Source organism: Streptomyces sp. NPDC051286 (assembly GCF_044455345.1).
Lineage (GTDB): Bacteria > Actinomycetota > Actinomycetes > Streptomycetales > Streptomycetaceae > Streptomyces.
Map to the genome: position 1 here is coordinate 1 of NZ_JBITER010000055.1, position 17384 is coordinate 17384.

Consider the following 17384-nt stretch of genomic DNA (forward strand, 5'->3'; position numbering starts at 1 on the left):
CTGGTGCACGATAGAGAGTGGATCAGGCCGTTAGACCCCCCCCCCCCCCCCCCCCCCCCCCCCCCCCCAGCCCCCCCCCCCCCCCCCCCCCCCCCCCCCCCCCCCCCACCCCACCCCCCCCCCCCCCCCCCCCCGGCGGGGGGGGGGGGGCCGGCGGGGCCGCCCCCCCCCCCCCGGCCGGTCCAGCGTTACTACGACAGTGCTCAGGGATGGGCGACCGACGGGTTCACGGCGTCGAACACCATGACCCCGGCCTCGGGATCAAGGAAGAACGTCCCTTCGAACGCTCCCCCCGTCACCTCGGTGGTGAATTCCTCGCTCACCTCCCAGGCCACCCCCTTGGGCACCTTGGAGGAGATCCCCTCCAGCGTGGCCGGGGCCTCATCGGCCAGTACCCAGTCGTGGTCCTGCTGGAGCCGTTCGGCATCGGCCTTCGCCAGTTGCGCCACGCCCGAGACACGGAAGTCCGTGGGGCCCGCCATCTCCGACGGCCTCCCGAACTCCTTCGTGACCCATTCGACGGCAATGATGTCCCCGAACTCCGGGAACCGCTCGAGAACCGGACCCTTGTCCCGCTCGATCGTCTGCTCCGCCTCCGCCGTATCCGGCGAGCGGGCCGAGGAGCCCGCGGGGCTCCGGACACTCGCCGTGTCGGCCACACCGCTGCCACAGCCGGTGATCAGTGCCAGTGCCGCGACCAGCATGACTCCCCTGCGCGTCCGCCGGACGTCACCGCGGGCCATTGGTCACCACCGTACTGCTTCCCACGTCTCCTCTGTTCCATGTGACGACTCGGGTGAGCGATCCACTCACCATGAACCGTTTCGCTCAGCCGAGCGTAGCGAAGCGGCCGTTATCGGCGTCCGCCGCACCCGATGCCTTGTCCTTCATTCCCTTGTTGAAGTCGTAGCGGTCCATGGCGTGGACCGTGATCGTCATCGTGAACTTGTCGTCCTGTGATCTGACTTCGGCGCTGCCTCAGATCTTGTGATCACCCAGGGTCTTGTCCCAGTTCTCGGTCTTCGTGTACAGGCCGGCGCCCGTCATGCTCCGCGCCCCGCCCGTCATCCAGTCGGCCGTCAGGGAAACGCAGGCACACGGCACGTCGAGGACGGACAGTTCGCTCGGACCAGCTGATAGCGTCGTCGGCCGTGGCACCGAGTGGGGTGCCGCACCGGGCTGCCGAAAGAAACTCATGTCCGCCACGATCCGGAGGGCAGTCATCCCCGCCGCGGGCCTCGGTTCGCGTCTCCTCCCACTCACCAAAGCGACGCCGAAGGAGATGCTTCCGGTCGGTGACAAGCCGGTGATCGAGCACACTGTGCGAGAACTCGTGGCCTCGGGCATCACGGACATCACCATCGTCATCTCGGGCGGCAAAGGGCTGATCCAGGACCATTTCCGCCCCAACCCGGCTCTCGTCGCCCAGCTCCGCGCAGACGGCAAGACCGCATACGCGGATGCCGTGGAGGAAGTAGGTGAACTGTCCAGGCTCGGGCACATCACCTACCTCGACCAGCACGGCCCGTACGGCAACGGAACCCCTGTCCTCAACGCGGCGCGGAACTTCGGCGACGAGCCGATGCTGGTCCTGTGGCCCGATGACGTCTTCGTCGCCGGGACTCCGCGTGCGCAGCAGCTGATCAGGGCGTACGAGGCGACGAGTTGCCCCGTGCTCGCCCTCATGCCGATGAGCCCCGCCGACTCGCACCGTTACGGCGTGCCCGTCGTCAAGGAGGACCTGAACGACGGGCTCCTGCGCATCACCGGCCTCGTCGAGAAGCCGAAGCCGCAGGACGCCCCGTCGGCGTACGCGGCGATCGGTGGATACGTGGTGACTCCCGGCATCATCGACGAGCTGCGCCGGCAGACGGAACGCTGGTACCAGCACCGCACCGGTGAGGTCTACCTGACCGACGCCATCAACGTCTACGCAGGCAGCCGTGCCGTGTACGGGCAGGTCATCGAGGGCCAGTGGTACGACACCGGCAATCCGCTGGCTTATCTCACCGCCCAGTTCGCCGCTGCGCTCGCCGACCCGGAGTACGGCCCCCATCTGCGCAGGCTCGCACAGGGACTCGGCGACCCCGTACCCTCCGCCTGACCGCGAACCGCCGCACCTGTCCGGAGCGGCCCGGAGCCGGCCCCCGGGTCACCGATGGCCCTGCCGTCGTTCGCCCGTTCCGATGAACCCGCGGCCGGTCGGCGCCAGGACGTGCCCGCGGCTGGAACGCTGCCCCCATGGCGCAGTTCAAGCAGATGGAGCAGTTCACTCACCGGGCCGGTCCCGGCGCCGCGCCGCCCGATGTCACCGCGGTGATCGGGCGGATGCGTGACTTTCAGTCCTCCTGGCCGCCGGTGGACGGGGTGGCCGTCTTCAACCGGATCTACCTGACGGTCACCGAGACCGTCGACCGGCGGATCACCGGTGGCGCGTTCCCGGACCGGCGGGCCGCCGCCACCCTGGACGTGCGGTTCGCGGAGCACTATCTGACGGCGGTCGACGCGGCGACGGCCGGGCAGCGGCCGCCCGACTGCTGGCGTCCGCTGTTCCAGTACCGGCGCCACCCCGGCGTACGGCCGCTGCAGTTCGCACTGGCGGGTATCAACGCACACATCGGCCATGACTTGGCACTCGCGGTTGTGGACACCTGCCATGCTCTGCACTGCGCTCCGCCGGAGCTGGAGGACGAATTCGACCAGGTGGGCGATCTCCTCGTGATGCTGGAGGAGCAGATCCGCGAGGATCTGATGCCGGGGCCCGATCTGCTGGAGGTCGCGGATCCCCTCACCCATCTGCTGGGATCGTGGAGCCTGGAGCGGGCCCGTGAGGCGGCGTGGTCGGCGGCCCGGGTGCTGTGGCGGCTGCGTGATCTCCCGCTCCTCGCCGAGGAGTTCCGGCAGCGGATGGACGCGGGGGCCGGTCTGGTGGGGCGCTGTCTGCTCACTCCTTGCCGCTGACCGCGCCCCACCGGGTCCTCAGAAACTGTCGCCGTACGAGTGGACGGCTCCGGGCGCGGTGACCGTCGCCCGTACCGCTTCCGGGTCGGCCGGCAACGGACCGGCCATGCCCAGGTGCGCCTTGCCTGCCCCCGCGTACGTCGTCATCGGCCGCCGCGCCGCCTGCCTCGACTCGCCGGCCGACGCCGCCTCGTGCATCGCCGGTTACGCCGTCAGCAACGACGTCTCGGAGCGCGCCTTCCAACTGGAGCGGTCGACGACATGATGGAGGTCGAGATCTCCGGCCCGGGCCGGCAGCACAGCGTCTGCCGGCCCGCGTAACGCCGCTCAGTCCTCCGGGAGTTCGACCGGGGCGATGTCGTCGAAGACATCGCCGGGGCCGGGGTTCGTCGCGTCCGTGGCGCCGCCGAAGTGGTTCATCACACCCCATACGGCGTTGAGCGCGGTCTGCACGGCGCCCTCGGCCCACCCGGCCGTCCAGGAGATGTCGTCGCCCGCGAGGAAGATTCCCCGCTTGTCAGCGGGCAGCCGGTCCTGCATGAAGTGGGTGAACAGCCGCCGCTGGTAGCGGTAGTGGCCCGGCAGGTTGGCCTTGAACGCGCCCATGAAATAGGGCTCGTTCTCCCAGGAGACCGTCACCGGATTGCCGATGATGTGCTTCCTGATGTCGACGTTCGGGTAGATCTCGCCGAGCGACTTCAGCATCACTTCCATGCGCTCGTTCGGGGAGAGCGGCAGCCATTTCAGGCTGTCGTCGCACCAGGTGTACGAGAGGCAGATGACGGCCGGCTTGTCGGGCCCGTCGTCGAGAAGGTACGTGCCCCGGGTCATCCGGTCGGTGAGCGTCATCGACATGGTGTCGCGCCCGGTGGGAACCCCGTTGCCGTCGACGGCCTTGTCCAGCCAGAACGGCCGGTCGACGGGCACGAACAGCTTCGACGACTCCATGTAGTGGGTCCGCTCCATCGCCGTCCAGTGGTCGATGGGGAACAGCTCGTCGTCACAGGCGATCTTGGAGAGCAGCAGCCAGGACTGCCCTGTGAAGATCGCCGCCCGGAAGGTGCGGATGTCGCCGGTCGCGTCGGTGACGGTGATCCGGTTCCCGGCGGTGCGGTGCAGCCGGGTCACAGCGGGACGGGGCTCCCCGTCGTGCAGCGAGGACAGCGAGGTGCCGAGCGGCCAGTGCACGATCTTCTGCGGCTCGCGGTCCCAGAGCCGCAGCGGGAGCTGCTGGCTGCCGCCGACGATGCCGCGGTGGTGGTCGTCGGCCTCGGTGTAGACGACCCGCAGGATCTCCAGGATGGAGTTGGGGAAGTCGGTGTCCCAGCCGCCGGTACCGAACCCGACCTGGCCGAAGATCTCGCGGTGCCGGAACGACTTGAAGGCGTCGGAGGCGCAGAGGAAGCCGTAGAAGGTCTGGTTGTCGAGCTTCTCGACGAGCTTCGCCCAGATCTCCCGGATCCGCGGGACGTCGCGCTCGCGCATCGCCCGGTTCATGTCGGAGAAGTCGGCGCCCTCCTCCAGACACGCGTTCCAGGCGTCCATCACGTCACGGTAGACCTGCGGCAGGTCGTCGATCGTCTCCGCGTAGTGCGACTCGCCCTTGAGGTCGACGACGGTCGACGGGGTGGCCGCCGCAAGCGGGTTGGGGAACGGGCTGGTCTCCAGGTCCACCAGATCGATGTAGTGCTGCAGCGCCGTGGACGACGGCGGGAAGCGCATCGCGCCCATCTCGGCGGTCAGTGAGGGGTCGCACCCGTCGAAGCCGACGGTACGCAGCCGGCCGCCTATCCGGTCCGCCTCGTAGACGACGGGCTTGAGGCCCATCTTCATCAGTTCGTACGCCGCCACGATGCCGGAGAGCCCGCCGCCGATGACCGCCACCTCGGCGCCGTGCTCGGTCGCCGGTATCTGCCCGAGCCCCGCGGGGTGCGCCAGGAAGTCGTCGTACGCGTAGGGGAAGTCCGGACCGAACATGGTGATCGGCGGCTGCGCGTCGGTGTGCTGGACGGCGTTGGGCACCGTGGACGTCATGGGGTGGGGACTCCTTACGAGGGCAGTGGAAGAAAAGGGCGCGGCGGGCTCAGACGAGGGAGCCGTACAGACCGGGGCGGCGGTCGCGCAGATACGGGTTGGCGGCGCGGGACGCCGTCAGGAACTCCGGGTCGACCTCGCCGACCACGAGCTCCTCGCCACGTCCGGCGCGGGTGCGGACCGTGCCGTCGGGGCCAGCCAGACAGCTCAGCCCGACGAACTCGAACTCGCCCTCCGGACCGGTCCTGTTGACGTACGCGACATACATCTGGTTCTCGAAGGCGCGGACCGGCACGAGGGACTCGGGGACGAACTGGAAGGGGTGCATCTGCGCGGTCGGCACCAGCAGCAGGTCGGTGGCGGCGAGGGCGTGCGCCCGTACGTTCTCCGGGAACTCGACGTCGTAACAGATCATGATGCCGATGCGTACGCCGTCCAGTTCTGCCTGGACGACGGTCTGCTCGCCGGGGGTGAACCACTGCTGCTCGAAGCAGCCGAAGAGGTGGGTCTTGCGGTAGTTGGCGAGCCGGGTGCCGTCGGGGCCGATCAGTTGCGCGGAGTTGAAGATCAGCTCGTCCGCGCGCTCCGGATACCCGTAGAGGACCGCAAGCCCGTGCCGTACGGCGATGGAGGCGACGGTCTGCGCGGAGGCGCCGTCGGCGGGCTCGGCCAGCAGGGGTACGTCGTCGCCGATGGCATACCCGGTCAGGAACAGCTCGGGACATACGAGCAGCCGCGCACCGGCGGCTGCAGCGCGCTCTGCCGCCTCGTCGAGGGCTTTGATGTTCTCGGCCACCGAGCCCGGACGTCCGGAGCTCTGGAGCAGGGCGGTGCGCAACGGCGGCATGGCTGACCTCGGGCAGTGCGGGCGGGGCGGGGACGTATAGACGGTACGGGCCGGTAATCCGGCTGGACAAGGCGCGAGCGTTGCGCGCCGACCGTCGATCCATTGCGCAATACGCCGGTCCGACGGTGATTCGTTGCGTGGAGCGTCTGGGCAGGTCAGAGGGGTGATATCGGTCTCGCGTCGGAGTGGGTCCCCGCCGCGCGGCGGAGAGCGGACAGGACCCCGGCGCGATGTGCGGCGGCGGCCGGGCCGGAAGAGTGGGAGTCGTCCGAGCGACTCCCGCTCCGCCCTACGAAAGGCCTGTCATGACCCGCATCGCGCACACCCGCACCCGGCTCGCCGCGATCGCGGCCGCGCTGCTGATCACCGCGAGTGCCGCCGGCTCGGCAGCGGCGCTCGGCGACTCCGCCCCCGGATCCGCAAGGGAGCAACGGGAAGCAGCCGCCCTGACCGGTACGGCGAAGCTGTACCGCCCGGCCGGGGACGACATCACCTTCACCTTCGACGCCCACCTCGCCGCGAAGGACAACATGCACCCGGAGCGGGCGCACGGCACCTTCCGCTTCCGCCACGTCTTCCCGAACGGCACGTCCGGCTGGGCCGAGGGCTCGGTGGACTGCCTGCTGACCGGCGGCAAGGTGGCCGTGGTCACCGGCGTCATCACGGCGACCGACATCGGCATCAAGGGCAAGCGGGTCGGCATGTCGGTCCACGACCTGGGCAGGCACGACCGGCTGGGGTACAGCTGGGTGAACCAGGAGGCGGAGGACCACCTGCCCCCGTGCGTATCCTCGGCCCCGTTCGAGAAGGTCGCGGCGGGCACCGGCGACTTCACGGTGTTGCCCTGGCACCCGGAGTACGAGCAGTAGAGCCGATGCCCGGCCGCAGGATCAGCCCGGCGTCCCCGAGGAGTACCGCCGCAGCAGCGGCGACAGCACCAGCACGGACTTGGTCCGCTCCACATAGGGCTCGCCCGCGATCCGCTCCAGCACCTGCTCGAAGTGGCGCATGTCGGCGGCGAAGACCTGGACGATCGCGTCGGCCTCTCCGGTGACCGTGGAGGCCGAGGCGATCTCGGGGTAGCGCGCCAGACCGCTCTTGATCGCTTCCGGGGAGGTGTTGCGGCTGCAGTAGATCTCGATGAAACCCTCGGTCTCCCAGCCGAGCGCCGCCGGGTCCACCCGCACGGTGAATCCGGTGATGGCCCCCTCCGCCCGCAACCGGTCGACCCGGCGTTTCACCGCGGGCGCGGACAGGCCGATGATCGCGCCGATGTCGGCGTAGGAGCGGCGGGCGTCCTCGGCAAGGGCGTGGACGATGCGTTCGTCGAGATCGTTCAGTCGCACTTCAGGTGGATCACTTCTCTGCGATGGCCGGTCGGGGGCGGCGGCGCGGTGCCGCAACCGAAGTAGAACACGTGGTGGTGGGCGGGGCCGTACGGACGTCGGCACGGTGCAATGGGGTAGGGGTGGAGTGCGTATCCGGCGAATGGAGCTCCGATGACCTGGCTCGACCCTGACCCCTTCCTGCGAGGTGTCGCCTGGCGGGACGGCGTGCGCCCGGTCCGGGCCGACCCGGCCGATCTGGCGCGGCTGCCGTGGGACACCGCGGAGCGGGCGCTGCTGCCGACCGGGGTCCGGCTGGAGTTCCTGGCACCGGGAGCGCGTGCGGTGGAGATCCGCTACCGCGCTGCGGCCCGGGGCGCGGCGGGCGGCCAAGCCGGACTCTTCGCACTGTGGCAGGGCGGGCGGTGTGTCGCGGAGGTCCTCGTCGCGCCCGCCGAGGAGGCCGTCACCGTGATCGGACTCCCTCCGGGGGAAGGCCCGTTCACCGTCCATCTGCCGGAGACGCTGGGCCCGGCGGTCCTGGGGCTGCGGGCGGTGGGCGGGGCGCTGCTGCCCGTCCCGGTGCGGCCGCGGTGGGTGGTCCACGGGGACTCGATCACCGAGGGCTGGTGGTCGACTCGCCCGGCCCATGCCTGGCCCGCCGTGGCGGGCCGCGCGCTGGGCCTCGACCCGGTCAACCTCGGGTACGCGGGTTCGGCGCGCGGGGAGTTGTGCGTCGCCGAGCAGATCGCCGGGCTCCCGGCCGACGTACTGACGCTGGCCTTCGGTACGAACTGCTGGTCGTCGGTACCGTTCTCTGCGCCGCTGCTGTACGAGACGGTGTGCGCCTTCGTCGCCCTGGTGCGCGCGGGCCACCCGGGGACGCCGATCCTGCTGGTCTCGCCGCTCCTGCGCCCGGACGCGGAGGACACCCCGAACGCCCTCGGAGCCACGCTGTCCGAGCTGCGGACGGCGCTGGAGCGGGCCGGCGCGAGCCTCGTCCGGGCGGGGGACGCCCGGCTGTCGGTGCTGCCGGGACGGGATGTCCTGGGCCCGGAACACCTGGTGGACGGCCTCCACCCGGATGACAGCGGCCACGCCCTGCTGGCGGCGGCGGTCGCAGATGCCCTCACCCCGTACGTACCCCTGGCAACGGAGAACGCCCGGGCCGCGACAGCGGCCCGGGTGCAGCCCTCGTGCACAGCCTCACAGGGCAAAGCTTGCCGGGAGGGGCACTAGCTCCAACTGGCGTGCAGCGGCTTGCCCTCGGCATAACCGGCAGCGCTCTGCACACCGACGACCGCCTTCTCGGCGAACTCCTCCAGAGACGCCGCACCGGCGTACGTGAAGGAGGAGCGGACGCCCGCGATGATCGAGTCGATAAGGTCCTCGACGCCGGGACGGGCCGGGTCCAGGAACATCCGCGAGGTGGAGATGCCCTCTTCGAAGAGCGCCTTGCGGGCCCGGTCGTACGCGGACTCGTCCGACGTACGGTTCTTCACGGCGCGCGCGGACGCCATGCCGAAGGACTCCTTGTAGTACCGGCCGTCGGCGGCCTGCTGAAGGTCGCCGGGCGACTCGTGCGTACCGGCGAACCAGGAGCCGATCATCACGTTGGACGCGCCCGCGGCGAGTGCCATGGCGACATCGCGCGGGTGGCGGACGCCGCCGTCCGCCCAGACGTGCTTGCCGTGCTTCTTCGCCTCGGCGGCGCACTCCAGCACCGCGGAGAATTGCGGCCGTCCGACACCGGTCATCATCCGCGTGGTGCACATGGCACCGGGGCCGACCCCGACCTTGATGATGTCCGCGCCGGCCTCGATGAGGTCGCGCACGCCCTCGGCGGCGACGACGTTGCCCGCGACGATCGGCACCTGCGGGTCGAGCGCCCGGACCGCGCGGACCGCGCTGATCATGGACTCCTGGTGGCCGTGCGCGGTGTCGACGACGAGCGTGTCGACACCTGCGTCGAGCAGCTGCTTGGCCTTGCCCGCGACATCGCCGTTGATCCCGACGGCGGCGGCGATCCGCAGCCTGCCGTCGGCGTCGGTGGCCGGGGTGTAGAGCGTGGCCCGGAGTGCCGCCTTGCGGGTGAGGATGCCGACGAGGCGGCCGTCCGCGTCGACCGCGGGGGCGAGCTTGCGGTGGGCGCCGTCGAGCTTGTTGAACGCGTCGCGCGGGTCGATGTCCGCGTCGAGCAGCACGAGGTCCTTGGACATGACCACGGAGAGCTGGGTGAAGCGGTCGACGCCGGTCAGGTCGTGGTCGGTGACGACGCCGATGGGCCGCTGCTCCTCGTCGACGACGACACCCGCACCGTGGGCACGCTTCGGGAGCAGGGACAGGGCGTCGGCGACCGTCTGGCCCGGGGCGAGCACGATCGGCGTGTCGAGCACGAGGTGGCGCGTCTTCACCCAGGAGATGACGTCGGTGACGACATCGATCGGGATGTCCTGCGGAATGACGACCAGACCGCCTCGGCGGGCGATCGTTTCGGCCATCCGGCGGCCCGCGATCGCCGTCATGTTGGCGACGACGAGCGGGATGGTGGTGCCGGTGCCGTCCGGCGAGGAGAGGTCGACCCCCTGGCGGGAACCGACCGCTGAGCGGCCCGGAACCATGAAGACATCGTCGTACGTGAGGTCGTACGGGACCGCGGGGGACTGTGTATAGCGACCGGTGCCGGGTTCAAGAAAACGCATGACACTCATATTTTCACGCGAAACGGCGCAGGTCGCCGCCCCGAAGGCACAGCAAATGACCCCCGCTTTCGTACGTTCCTCCAAGGAGCGAGTGCGGGAGCCCCGGGCACGTGGAACCTGCCTTGCGCGGGGACCCTACCCGAATGACATGCGAACCATTCGTGATCATCTTCCCTGGACCTGATGACAAGGGGTCAGGTAGCTTCAAACGCGCAGGTGCCGCGGGTCACGACTACGTCCCGGGGAACAGGCGGAACGGCCCCAACTTCCGTCATACGTACGACCGGAGAGGATCCAGACCCGCCCGTGGACAACGAACTGCCGGACATCTACTGCCCGTTCCCGCCGCAGACGAATCCGCACGTCGCGCACACCCGCGAACACCTCGCCAACTGGACGCGCAACACCGGTCTGGTGCAACGCGATTCAGCCAGGGAGCGCTTCGAGCAAGCCGATTTCGGCGCCTTCGTCGGCATGGTGCACCCGACCGCGAATGAGCACATTCTCGACCTCGTCGCCGACTGGTTCGTGTGGCTTTTCCTCGTCGACGATCAGCTCGACGACGGCCATCTCGGCCGTAGCCCGGAGCGGGTGCGGGACGTGGTCACCCTGATGCGCAGCGTGGTCGAGGGCACCGGTACCGGCCCGCTGCCGGGCGAGGACCTCCCGGCCGCCGTGGTCGCCCTGGCCGACCTGTGGAAACGTACGACGCCCAACGCGGCGGCGCACTGGCTCCGGCGCTTCGCCTGGCACCTGGTCACCTACCTCACCACGGCCACCACCTGGGAGGCCGGGAACCGGGCGAACGGTGTCGTGCCGTCCGAGGAGACCTACATCGCCAACCGGCGGCACAGCGGCGCGATACACGTCTGCATGGACCTGATCGAGATCGTGGCCGGCATCGAGGCGCCCGAGTCGATCCACAACGACCCCCGGTTCATCGTCGCCGTGGAAGCCTCGTGCAACGTCGTGTGCTGGGCCAACGACGTGTATTCGTACGAGAAGGAACAGGTGCTCGGCGAGATCCACAACCTCGTCCATCTGGTCCGGCACCACCGCGGTTACGGAAAACAGCAGGCGCTCGAACACGTCTGCGCGGAGATCGCCACCGAGACCGAGCGCTTCCTGGCGGCCGAGGCCGAACTGCTCCTGGCCTATCCCCAGCTGTCCGGGATACTCCTCCCGTACCTGGACGGGATGCGGAGCTGGATGCGCGGCAATCTGGACTGGACACAGCAGACACCCCGCTACAACCCGGCCGACGTCAGCCAGTACAAGGAGCCTGAGCAGTACCTGGAGGCGACGGTCCTGGGCATCGGAGCGGAACCCGCCGACTGCGGGGCCGAGGGTCGCGTCGGCTGAGGACCACGCAGAAAAGAGCAGACCGTACGGAGAAAGCCGGGTGCGCGTGCCGCACCCGGCTTTCCTCCTGACCGTCCGTCCTCGCGACAACGCCGCGGAGGTGCGTGCCGGGCCCCGCGACCCCAGCTGATCCGAACGAGAGGCCCTAAGCACCGTCCGGGTCGGCGCGCTCCAGCGCGGGCCGCTGCGGCGCCGCCGACTCCGTCAGCAGATAGTCGGCAGCGGCCGTGTCCGTCACCAGGCTGGTGACCAGACCGGACCGCAGGACCGCCCCGATCGCCGCCGCCTTGCGCTGGCCGCCCGCGATCGCCACCACCTCGGGGATCCGGCGCAGCCGGTCCGCCTCGACCGTGATGCACCGCTCCCCCAGGTCGCGGCCGACCCGGCGCCCCTGCGTGTCGAAGAGGTGGGCGGACATCTCGGCGGCGACGCCCAGCGACGCGTAGTGCGCCCGCTCCTCGTCCGTGAGCATGTCGTGGACGGTGGAGATGCCCGGCTCCCACGAGCCGATGGAGACCGCGGCGACCGTCACCTTGTCGAAGTATTCGAAGGCACGGGCGATGCCGGTCTGGTGACGCAGCGCGGCGGCCGTGGCCGGGTCGGGCAGCAGCATCGGCGCATAGATCGGGTGGGCCTCGCCGCCGGACACCTGGGCGGCCCTGCGGACCGCCTCGACCGAGCCGCGCTCGGCCGTTCCCGCGTCGTACACCCCGGTCAGCTGGACGACCGTGCACGGCGGCAGCCGGTCGAGGGCCGCCGCCATGTGAATGGTGGACCGGCCCCAGGCCAGGCCCAGCACATCGCCCTCGTTCACCAGTTCGCCCAGAAGGTCGGCCGCGACCTCGCCCAGATTCTCCGGGTCCGGGGCGTCGTCCTCCTCCTCTGCCGGCGATTCGACGACGACCGCGTGCCTCAGCCCGTAGCGGGCCCGCAGCGCGTCGGAGCGCTCCGCGTCCAGTTCTGCGGGGACCCGGATCTCGATCCGTACGAGGTCACGCTCAAGGGCCGTCTCCAGAACCCGGGCCACCTTGAAGCGGCTGACGCCGAACTCTTCGGCGATCTGGATCTTCGACTTCCCCTCAAGGTAGAAGCGACGGGCCATGGCCGCCGCCTGCACCAGCTCCGCGGGCCCCATCCGCAGGGCGGACCTGCCCGCCGACATTGCAGACACCGCGATCTCCTCACTGCTGTTCACACGCTCGATACGCCGCTCATCCTGTCAGATACGGCAATCCTTGATCGGTCCCGTCAGACCGCGTTCATCTGCACGTGGCCGAGCCGACCGACAATCGGGGGCCGGAGTCGGTGCCGCCATCACTGCCGACGTCCCCGTCGGCCTCAGTGGTTGCACGCCCAGGCCGCCGAAGCGATCGTCCCGTCCGCCTTGGTACGCAGGGCGCGTACCGCCTCGGCCGGGTCATTGGCCCCGTACACCGCCGAGCCGGCGACGAAGACGTCCGCACCGGCCTCGGCGCACCGCTCGATGGTGGATTCCGAGACACCACCGTCGACCTGCAGCCACAGCTCCAGACCGTGCTTGGAGATCAGCTCACGGGTGCGGCGGATCTTCGGCAGCATGATGTCGAGGAAGGCCTGGCCGCCGAAGCCCGGCTCCACCGTCATGATCAGCAGCATGTCGAGCTCGGGGAGCAGGTCCTCGTACGGCTCGATGGGCGTCGCCGGCTTGAGCGCCATCGAGGCGCGGGCACCCTTGGCCCGGATCTCCCGCGCCAGCCGTACGGGCGCTGCCGCGGCCTCCACGTGGAAGGTGACGGAACCGGCACCCGCCTCGACGTACTGCGGCGCCCAGCGGTCCGGGTCCTCGATCATCAGATGGCAGTCCAGCGGCGTCTCCGTGGCCCGGCTGAGCGATTCCACGATCGGCACGCCGAGGGTCAGGTTGGGCACGAAGTGGTTGTCCATCACGTCGACGTGGAGCCAGTCGGCGCCGTCGACGGCCGTCGCCTCCTCGGCGAGCCGGGCGAAGTCGGCGGACAGGATGCTCGGGTTGATCTGGGCCATGTGCCAAGCCTGCCACGTTCCGCGGCACTTCCCCGCCTCGGTGCGCCCCAAAGCCTCACGGGATCATTACAGTTCGCGCAATCCCGGCGATTCGGCCCGCACCGAGGACCCAGAAGGTCGCCGTCAGGCCGTACGACGCAGCAGCGCGAGGTACATCGCGTCCGTGCCGTGCAGGTGGGGCCACAGCTGGACGTCGGGTCCGTCGCCCAGCGCGGGCACACCCGGCATCAGCGGACGCGCGTCCACCCACTCCGCCTCGACCGGCTCACCGCCGCGTCCCTTGAGTACGTCCTCGACCACCACCCGGGTCTCCGCGAGATGCGGCGAGCAGGTCGCGTAACCGACGATGCCGCCGACCCGCACGGCCTTCAACGCCTCCCGCAGCAGACTGCGTTGGAGCGGCGCGAAGTTCTCCAGGTCCTCGGCGCGGCGGCGCCAGCGGGACTCCGGGCGGCGGCGCAGCGCGCCGAGGCCGGAGCACGGTACGTCCATCAGGACCCGGTCGAAGACGCCGGGCTGCCACGGCGGGCGGGTGCCGTCGGCGGTGATCACCTGGTAGGGGCCGGGGTTGCCGGCCAGCGCCCGCTCCACGAGACGGGCCCGGTGCGGCTGCTTCTCGGCGGCCAGCAGCGCGGCTCCGCGTTCGGCGGCGAGGGCGGCGAGCAGGGCGGCCTTGCCACCCGGTCCGGCGCACCCGTCGAGCCAGCGGCTGTCGCTGCCCTCCAACGGCGCGTTGGCGAGGGCGGCGGCCACCAGCTGGCTGCCCTCGTCCTGGACCCCGGCCCGACCCTCCTGCACGGCGCCCAGGGCGCCGGGCTCGCCGCCCTCCGCCATCCGCACGGCATAGGGCGACCAGCGGCCGGGGAGGCCGTTCTCGTCGCCGAGGGCCGTGAGCAGCTCCTCGGTGGTGGAGCGGCCGGGGCGGGCGACGAGGGTGACCTCGGGCCGCTCGTTGTCGGCCTCGAGAAGGTCCTCGATCCCGGCGCGGCCGCCGCCCAGCGCATCCCAGAGCGCGGAGACGATCCAGCGCGGATGCGAGTGCACGACCGCCAGGTGATCCTCGGCGTCCTCCTCGTACGACGGGGCGACGCGCGCCACCCAGCCGTCGAGGTCGTCCGCGGCGACCTTCCGCAGCACGGCGTTGACGAACTTGGCGCGCCCCTCGCCGAGCACCACCCGGGCCAGCTCCACGCTGGCGGAGACCGCGGCGTGGGTGGGGATACGGGTGCCGAGCAGCTGGTGCACGCCCATGTTGAGCACATCGAGAACCGGCGGGTCGACCTCACGCAGCGGCCGGTCGATGCAGGCCGCGACGATCGCGTCGTACGTGCCCTGGCGGCGCAGCGTCCCATAGACCAGTTCGGTCGCCAGCGCCGCGTCCCTGGCGTCGAAATCGCCCTTGGCGCGTGCCTTCTTCAGCAGCGGGGGCAGGACGAGATTGGCGTACGCGTCGCGTTCGTCGACGGCCCTGAGCGCCTCGAAGGCGAGGAACCGGACGGGGTCCTTCTGGGGCCGGCGATGCGGCTTGGCGGGACGGCGACGCTGCTGGTCGTTCACGTGAAAGGTGCTCCGCTGATGGTGAGGGACGAACCCTCCCAGCGTAATCCCTCCGTACCGGGACAGTGGCTGAGTGACCTGCCGGGACGCCTCGCTCAGGGCATCGGCGGTAACCGATCATGGGTGGATGAGACCCGAGGTGCGCGCGTTCGTCGCCGATGGCCCACTGCCCGACTGGGACGCGAGCGAGGAGGAGATCGACAGGCGGGACAGGCAGCTGGTGGCCATCTCCGGGCCGGTTACGGCGGAGGAGGCGAAGGCACTGGTGGCCTGCTTCGGGCCCGACGACTGCTACGGCGTCGCCTGGTCGCTGTTGCACCTCATCGAGACCGGTCCGAACCCGGTGCTGACCGCCGAGCCCGACCCCGGCGCCAATGACTGGCACCACACGCTCTGGAAACGGGCCGTGAACGGTGGCCTCGTCCCCCAGTAACGCGACCGCTCAGCACCGGCCCCGGTCTCTGCCATACCCCCGAGGCACTTCGGTCCTCGGCGGGCCGCTCCGCGATCCGGCCCGATCCGAACGGAAGCCCCTAGGGCCTGTTCTGAGTTCCCCGTCGTCCGCGCGAAGCGCAGGCGCAGCGGTGGTCGGTGCGTGCGATCGGCGTGCGGTGTCGCAGGACAGGTGGCTCCGCCACCTGTCCTGCGGCGCCGTGCGGCGAGCGTGCGTGCCGGGCGTCGGGGCGCAGGCGGGGAACTCAGAACAGGCCCTAGATCCCCACCAGCTCCCCCGGGACGATCCGCACCCCGCGCGCCCAGTCCGCGGCCCGCATCGGCTTCTTGCCCTGCGGCTGGACCCAGAGCAGCTCGACGGCGTGCGATCCGGTGCCGACGTACACATGGTTCTTGGACGCGGACAGCTCACCGGGTGCCAGATCGGCGCGGTCCAGGACCGGCGCGGCCTGGATCAGCTTGAGGCGTTCCCCGCGGAAGAGCGTCCATGCCCCGGGGGCGGGGGTGCAGCCACGCACCACCCGGTCGACCCTCAGCGCCGGTGCGGACCACTGCACCTGGGCGTCCTCGACGGTGATCTTCGGCGCGAGGGTGACGCCGTCCACGGGCTGCGGCACGGCGTGCAGCGTGCCGTCCTCGATGCCGTCCATGGTCGCGGCGAGCAGCCCGGCACCGGCGAAGGCGAGCCGGGTCAGCAGATCACCGCTGGTGTCCGTGGGCCGCACCTCCTCGGTGAGGACGCCGTACACCGGGCCCGAGTCGAGCCCCTCCTCGATCAGGAAGGTCGAGGCGCCGGTGACCTCGTCGCCGGCCATCACCGCGTGCTGGACGGGGGCCGCGCCGCGCCAGGCGGGCAGCAGCGAGAAATGGAGGTTGACCCAGCCGCGGGCGGGTACGTCGAGGGCGATCTTGGGCAGCAGCGCCCCGTACGCGACGACCGGACAGCAGTCCGGGGCGATCTCCCGCAGCCGCGCGAGGAAGTCCTCGTCGCGCGGGCGGGCGGGCTTGAGCACCTCGATCCCGGCCTCCTCGGCGCGCTCGGCGACGGGGCTGGCGACCAAGCGGCGCCCCCGCCCCGAAGGTGCGTCGGGGCGGGTGACGACAGCGGCCACCTCGTGGCGGCCGGAGGCGATCAAGGCGTCCAAGGCGGGTACGGCAACCTCGGGGGTGCCTGCGAAGACGAGCTTCATCCGATGGCCTCTCAAGCTGGTACGGGAGGAGTTGAGCAGCGCACCAGTCTGTGACTCCTCCGCCCCACAAACGGGGTGGCTTCTCACTTGGCTCACCAGAGCCTCGTGACGGCCAAGCCCTGACCGCTGCCCAGGGGCAGAGCCAGAGCGTACTACGCCGTGCGGGAACACCGCCCCGCCCGGGGCGTACGCACGGCCGTGCGCCCTGCGCTTCGACGCATACGCCCCTGGAGCGTGACCACATCACCGGGTCACGCGTTGGTCAAGAGAGATTGACCGAAGCGGGCCGCCACGGTGCGGTCCGGCCCCTTTCAACGCCGGTTCGAGAGGCTTCTTCATGGCCGACCACGCAACCCACGACGCCCAAGCGCGGGCCAGCCTGCATCTGTTGGTGCGGGATATCGAGCGGGTCCGGCGGCAGGTGGACGCACTGCGCACGCTCACGGCCCAACTGGGCAACGTCTACCGTCCGCGCCGCTCCGGCCCGTCCACGGGCTTCGTCGTCTACGGCAGGGCCCCGGCCCCCACCGTCAGACTGGCCCAGGAACTGCGCGACAGCGTCGAGACCCTGGTGACGGCGGCAGTGGACTTCGACCGCTCGCTGGGCTTCTCCTGGGATGCGGTGGGCTCCGCGCTCGGGGTCACCAAGCAGGCGGTCCACCGGCGCTACGGCGCCCGCCGGAACACCCCGCAGCCGGGAACCACCGAGGTGGCAGCCGAGACCGCAGTGCCACGTCCGCTGCCCGTGACGCCCGGGTCCGGCCCGGCTCCCGTGCTGCCCGCCGTACCCGCCGCCCGCTCCATGCCCCCGCAGCCCTCCGCGGACCGGCCGCCCCTGCGCGAGGAGCTGCGCCCCGGCATCTTCCCCGGCCCGCGCAACGGCTGACCGAGTCCCCCTCTGCTGGTGCGCGGCGGGGCAGTCGTATGTGCG

Annotated in this window: 17 protein-coding genes and 1 pseudogene; 8 read left to right on the forward strand and 10 right to left on the reverse strand. The window is 70.7% G+C overall.

Going from position 1 to position 17384, the window contains the following annotated elements; translation table 11 throughout:
• Positions 1-203: 203 nt before the first annotated feature.
• Positions 204-743 carry a hypothetical protein gene (locus ACIBB8_RS32565; protein ID WP_358861533.1) on the reverse strand — a complete coding sequence of 180 codons (540 nt, stop codon included), beginning with the start codon at positions 741-743 and terminating at the stop codon, positions 204-206.
• Between the two features lie 235 nt (positions 744-978).
• Entirely contained in the window at positions 979-1197 is a 219-nt protein-coding gene (locus ACIBB8_RS32570; protein WP_398958299.1) for a hypothetical protein, read from the reverse strand.
• Here ACIBB8_RS32570 and ACIBB8_RS32575 point away from each other — a divergent pair.
• The 3 genes and pseudogenes from ACIBB8_RS32575 to ACIBB8_RS32585 form a co-directional block, all read left to right on the forward strand.
• Complete coding sequence (locus ACIBB8_RS32575; protein WP_358861531.1) at positions 1196-2104, forward strand: UTP--glucose-1-phosphate uridylyltransferase; 909 nt, start codon at positions 1196-1198, stop codon at positions 2102-2104. The genes ACIBB8_RS32570 and ACIBB8_RS32575 overlap by 2 nt on opposite strands.
• 155 nt (positions 2105-2259) lie before the next feature.
• The gene (locus ACIBB8_RS32580; RefSeq protein WP_358861558.1) at positions 2260-2961 is read left to right on the forward strand and encodes a DUF5995 family protein; all 702 of its coding nucleotides are present in this window, start codon (positions 2260-2262) and stop codon (positions 2959-2961) included.
• A 139-nt stretch (positions 2962-3100) separates the two neighbouring features.
• Positions 3101-3217: pseudogene (locus ACIBB8_RS32585) on the forward strand (fumarylacetoacetate hydrolase family protein); the annotation flags it as partial.
• A 71-nt stretch (positions 3218-3288) separates the two neighbouring features.
• On the opposite strand, the gene ACIBB8_RS32590 reads toward ACIBB8_RS32585, so the two are convergent.
• Positions 3289-4995: a flavin monoamine oxidase family protein gene (locus tag ACIBB8_RS32590; RefSeq protein WP_398958301.1), complete on the reverse strand. Its 1707-nt coding sequence runs from the start codon at positions 4993-4995 to the stop codon at positions 3289-3291.
• Positions 4996-5044: 49 nt separating this feature from the next.
• Complete coding sequence (locus tag ACIBB8_RS32595; protein ID WP_398958303.1) at positions 5045-5842, reverse strand: carbon-nitrogen hydrolase family protein; 798 nt, start codon at positions 5840-5842, stop codon at positions 5045-5047.
• Positions 5843-6147: 305 nt separating this feature from the next.
• Between ACIBB8_RS32595 and ACIBB8_RS32600 the strand changes: the two genes are divergently transcribed.
• Positions 6148-6711, forward strand: coding sequence for a Repetin (locus tag ACIBB8_RS32600; protein ID WP_398958306.1), 564 nt, complete (start codon positions 6148-6150; stop codon positions 6709-6711).
• Positions 6712-6732: 21 nt separating this feature from the next.
• On the opposite strand, the gene ACIBB8_RS32605 is transcribed toward ACIBB8_RS32600, so the two are convergent.
• Positions 6733-7188 carry an Lrp/AsnC family transcriptional regulator gene (locus ACIBB8_RS32605; protein WP_266987999.1) on the reverse strand — a complete coding sequence of 152 codons (456 nt, stop codon included), beginning with the start codon at positions 7186-7188 and terminating at the stop codon, positions 6733-6735.
• Between the two features lie 153 nt (positions 7189-7341).
• On the opposite strand from ACIBB8_RS32605, the gene ACIBB8_RS32610 reads away from it, so the two are divergent.
• On the forward strand, positions 7342-8406 hold the full coding sequence (locus ACIBB8_RS32610; RefSeq protein WP_398958310.1) for a GDSL-type esterase/lipase family protein: 1065 nt from the start codon (positions 7342-7344) through the stop codon (positions 8404-8406).
• On the opposite strand, the gene ACIBB8_RS32615 is transcribed toward ACIBB8_RS32610, so the two are convergent.
• Entirely contained in the window at positions 8403-9869 is a 1467-nt protein-coding gene (locus ACIBB8_RS32615) for a GuaB1 family IMP dehydrogenase-related protein (protein ID WP_398958313.1), read from the reverse strand. The two genes, ACIBB8_RS32610 and ACIBB8_RS32615, sit on opposite strands and share 4 nt — an antisense overlap.
• A 306-nt stretch (positions 9870-10175) precedes the next feature.
• Here ACIBB8_RS32615 and ACIBB8_RS32620 point away from each other — a divergent pair, with 306 nt between their 5' ends.
• Complete coding sequence (locus tag ACIBB8_RS32620; RefSeq protein WP_398958315.1) at positions 10176-11231, forward strand: terpene cyclase; 1056 nt, start codon at positions 10176-10178, stop codon at positions 11229-11231.
• A gap of 145 nt (positions 11232-11376) precedes the next feature.
• Here the strand turns inward: ACIBB8_RS32620 and ACIBB8_RS32625 are convergent, their stop codons facing one another.
• From ACIBB8_RS32625 to ACIBB8_RS32635, 3 genes are all read right to left on the reverse strand, one after another.
• On the reverse strand, positions 11377-12393 hold the full coding sequence (locus tag ACIBB8_RS32625; RefSeq protein ID WP_358861707.1) for a sugar-binding domain-containing protein: 1017 nt from the start codon (positions 12391-12393) through the stop codon (positions 11377-11379).
• A 176-nt stretch (positions 12394-12569) separates the two neighbouring features.
• Complete coding sequence (gene rpe / locus ACIBB8_RS32630) at positions 12570-13253, reverse strand: ribulose-phosphate 3-epimerase (RefSeq protein WP_358861693.1); 684 nt, start codon at positions 13251-13253, stop codon at positions 12570-12572.
• A gap of 123 nt (positions 13254-13376) precedes the next feature.
• Positions 13377-14810 carry an RsmB/NOP family class I SAM-dependent RNA methyltransferase gene (locus tag ACIBB8_RS32635; RefSeq protein ID WP_398958317.1) on the reverse strand — a complete coding sequence of 478 codons (1434 nt, stop codon included), beginning with the start codon at positions 14808-14810 and terminating at the stop codon, positions 13377-13379.
• Between the two features lie 127 nt (positions 14811-14937).
• Between ACIBB8_RS32635 and ACIBB8_RS32640 the strand changes: the two genes are divergently transcribed.
• Complete coding sequence (locus ACIBB8_RS32640; RefSeq protein WP_398958319.1) at positions 14938-15243, forward strand: hypothetical protein; 306 nt, start codon at positions 14938-14940, stop codon at positions 15241-15243.
• 277 nt (positions 15244-15520) lie between these two features.
• Here ACIBB8_RS32640 and fmt read toward each other — a convergent pair whose 3' ends face one another.
• Positions 15521-16453 (reverse strand): methionyl-tRNA formyltransferase, encoded by a 933-nt coding sequence (fmt, locus tag ACIBB8_RS32645; RefSeq protein WP_398958321.1) that lies wholly within the window; start codon positions 16451-16453, stop codon positions 15521-15523.
• Positions 16454-16790: 337 nt separating this feature from the next.
• Here fmt and ACIBB8_RS32650 point away from each other — a divergent pair, with 337 nt between their 5' ends.
• Positions 16791-17339, forward strand: coding sequence for a hypothetical protein (locus ACIBB8_RS32650; RefSeq protein WP_398958323.1), 549 nt, complete (start codon positions 16791-16793; stop codon positions 17337-17339).
• Positions 17340-17384 lie beyond the last annotated feature (45 nt).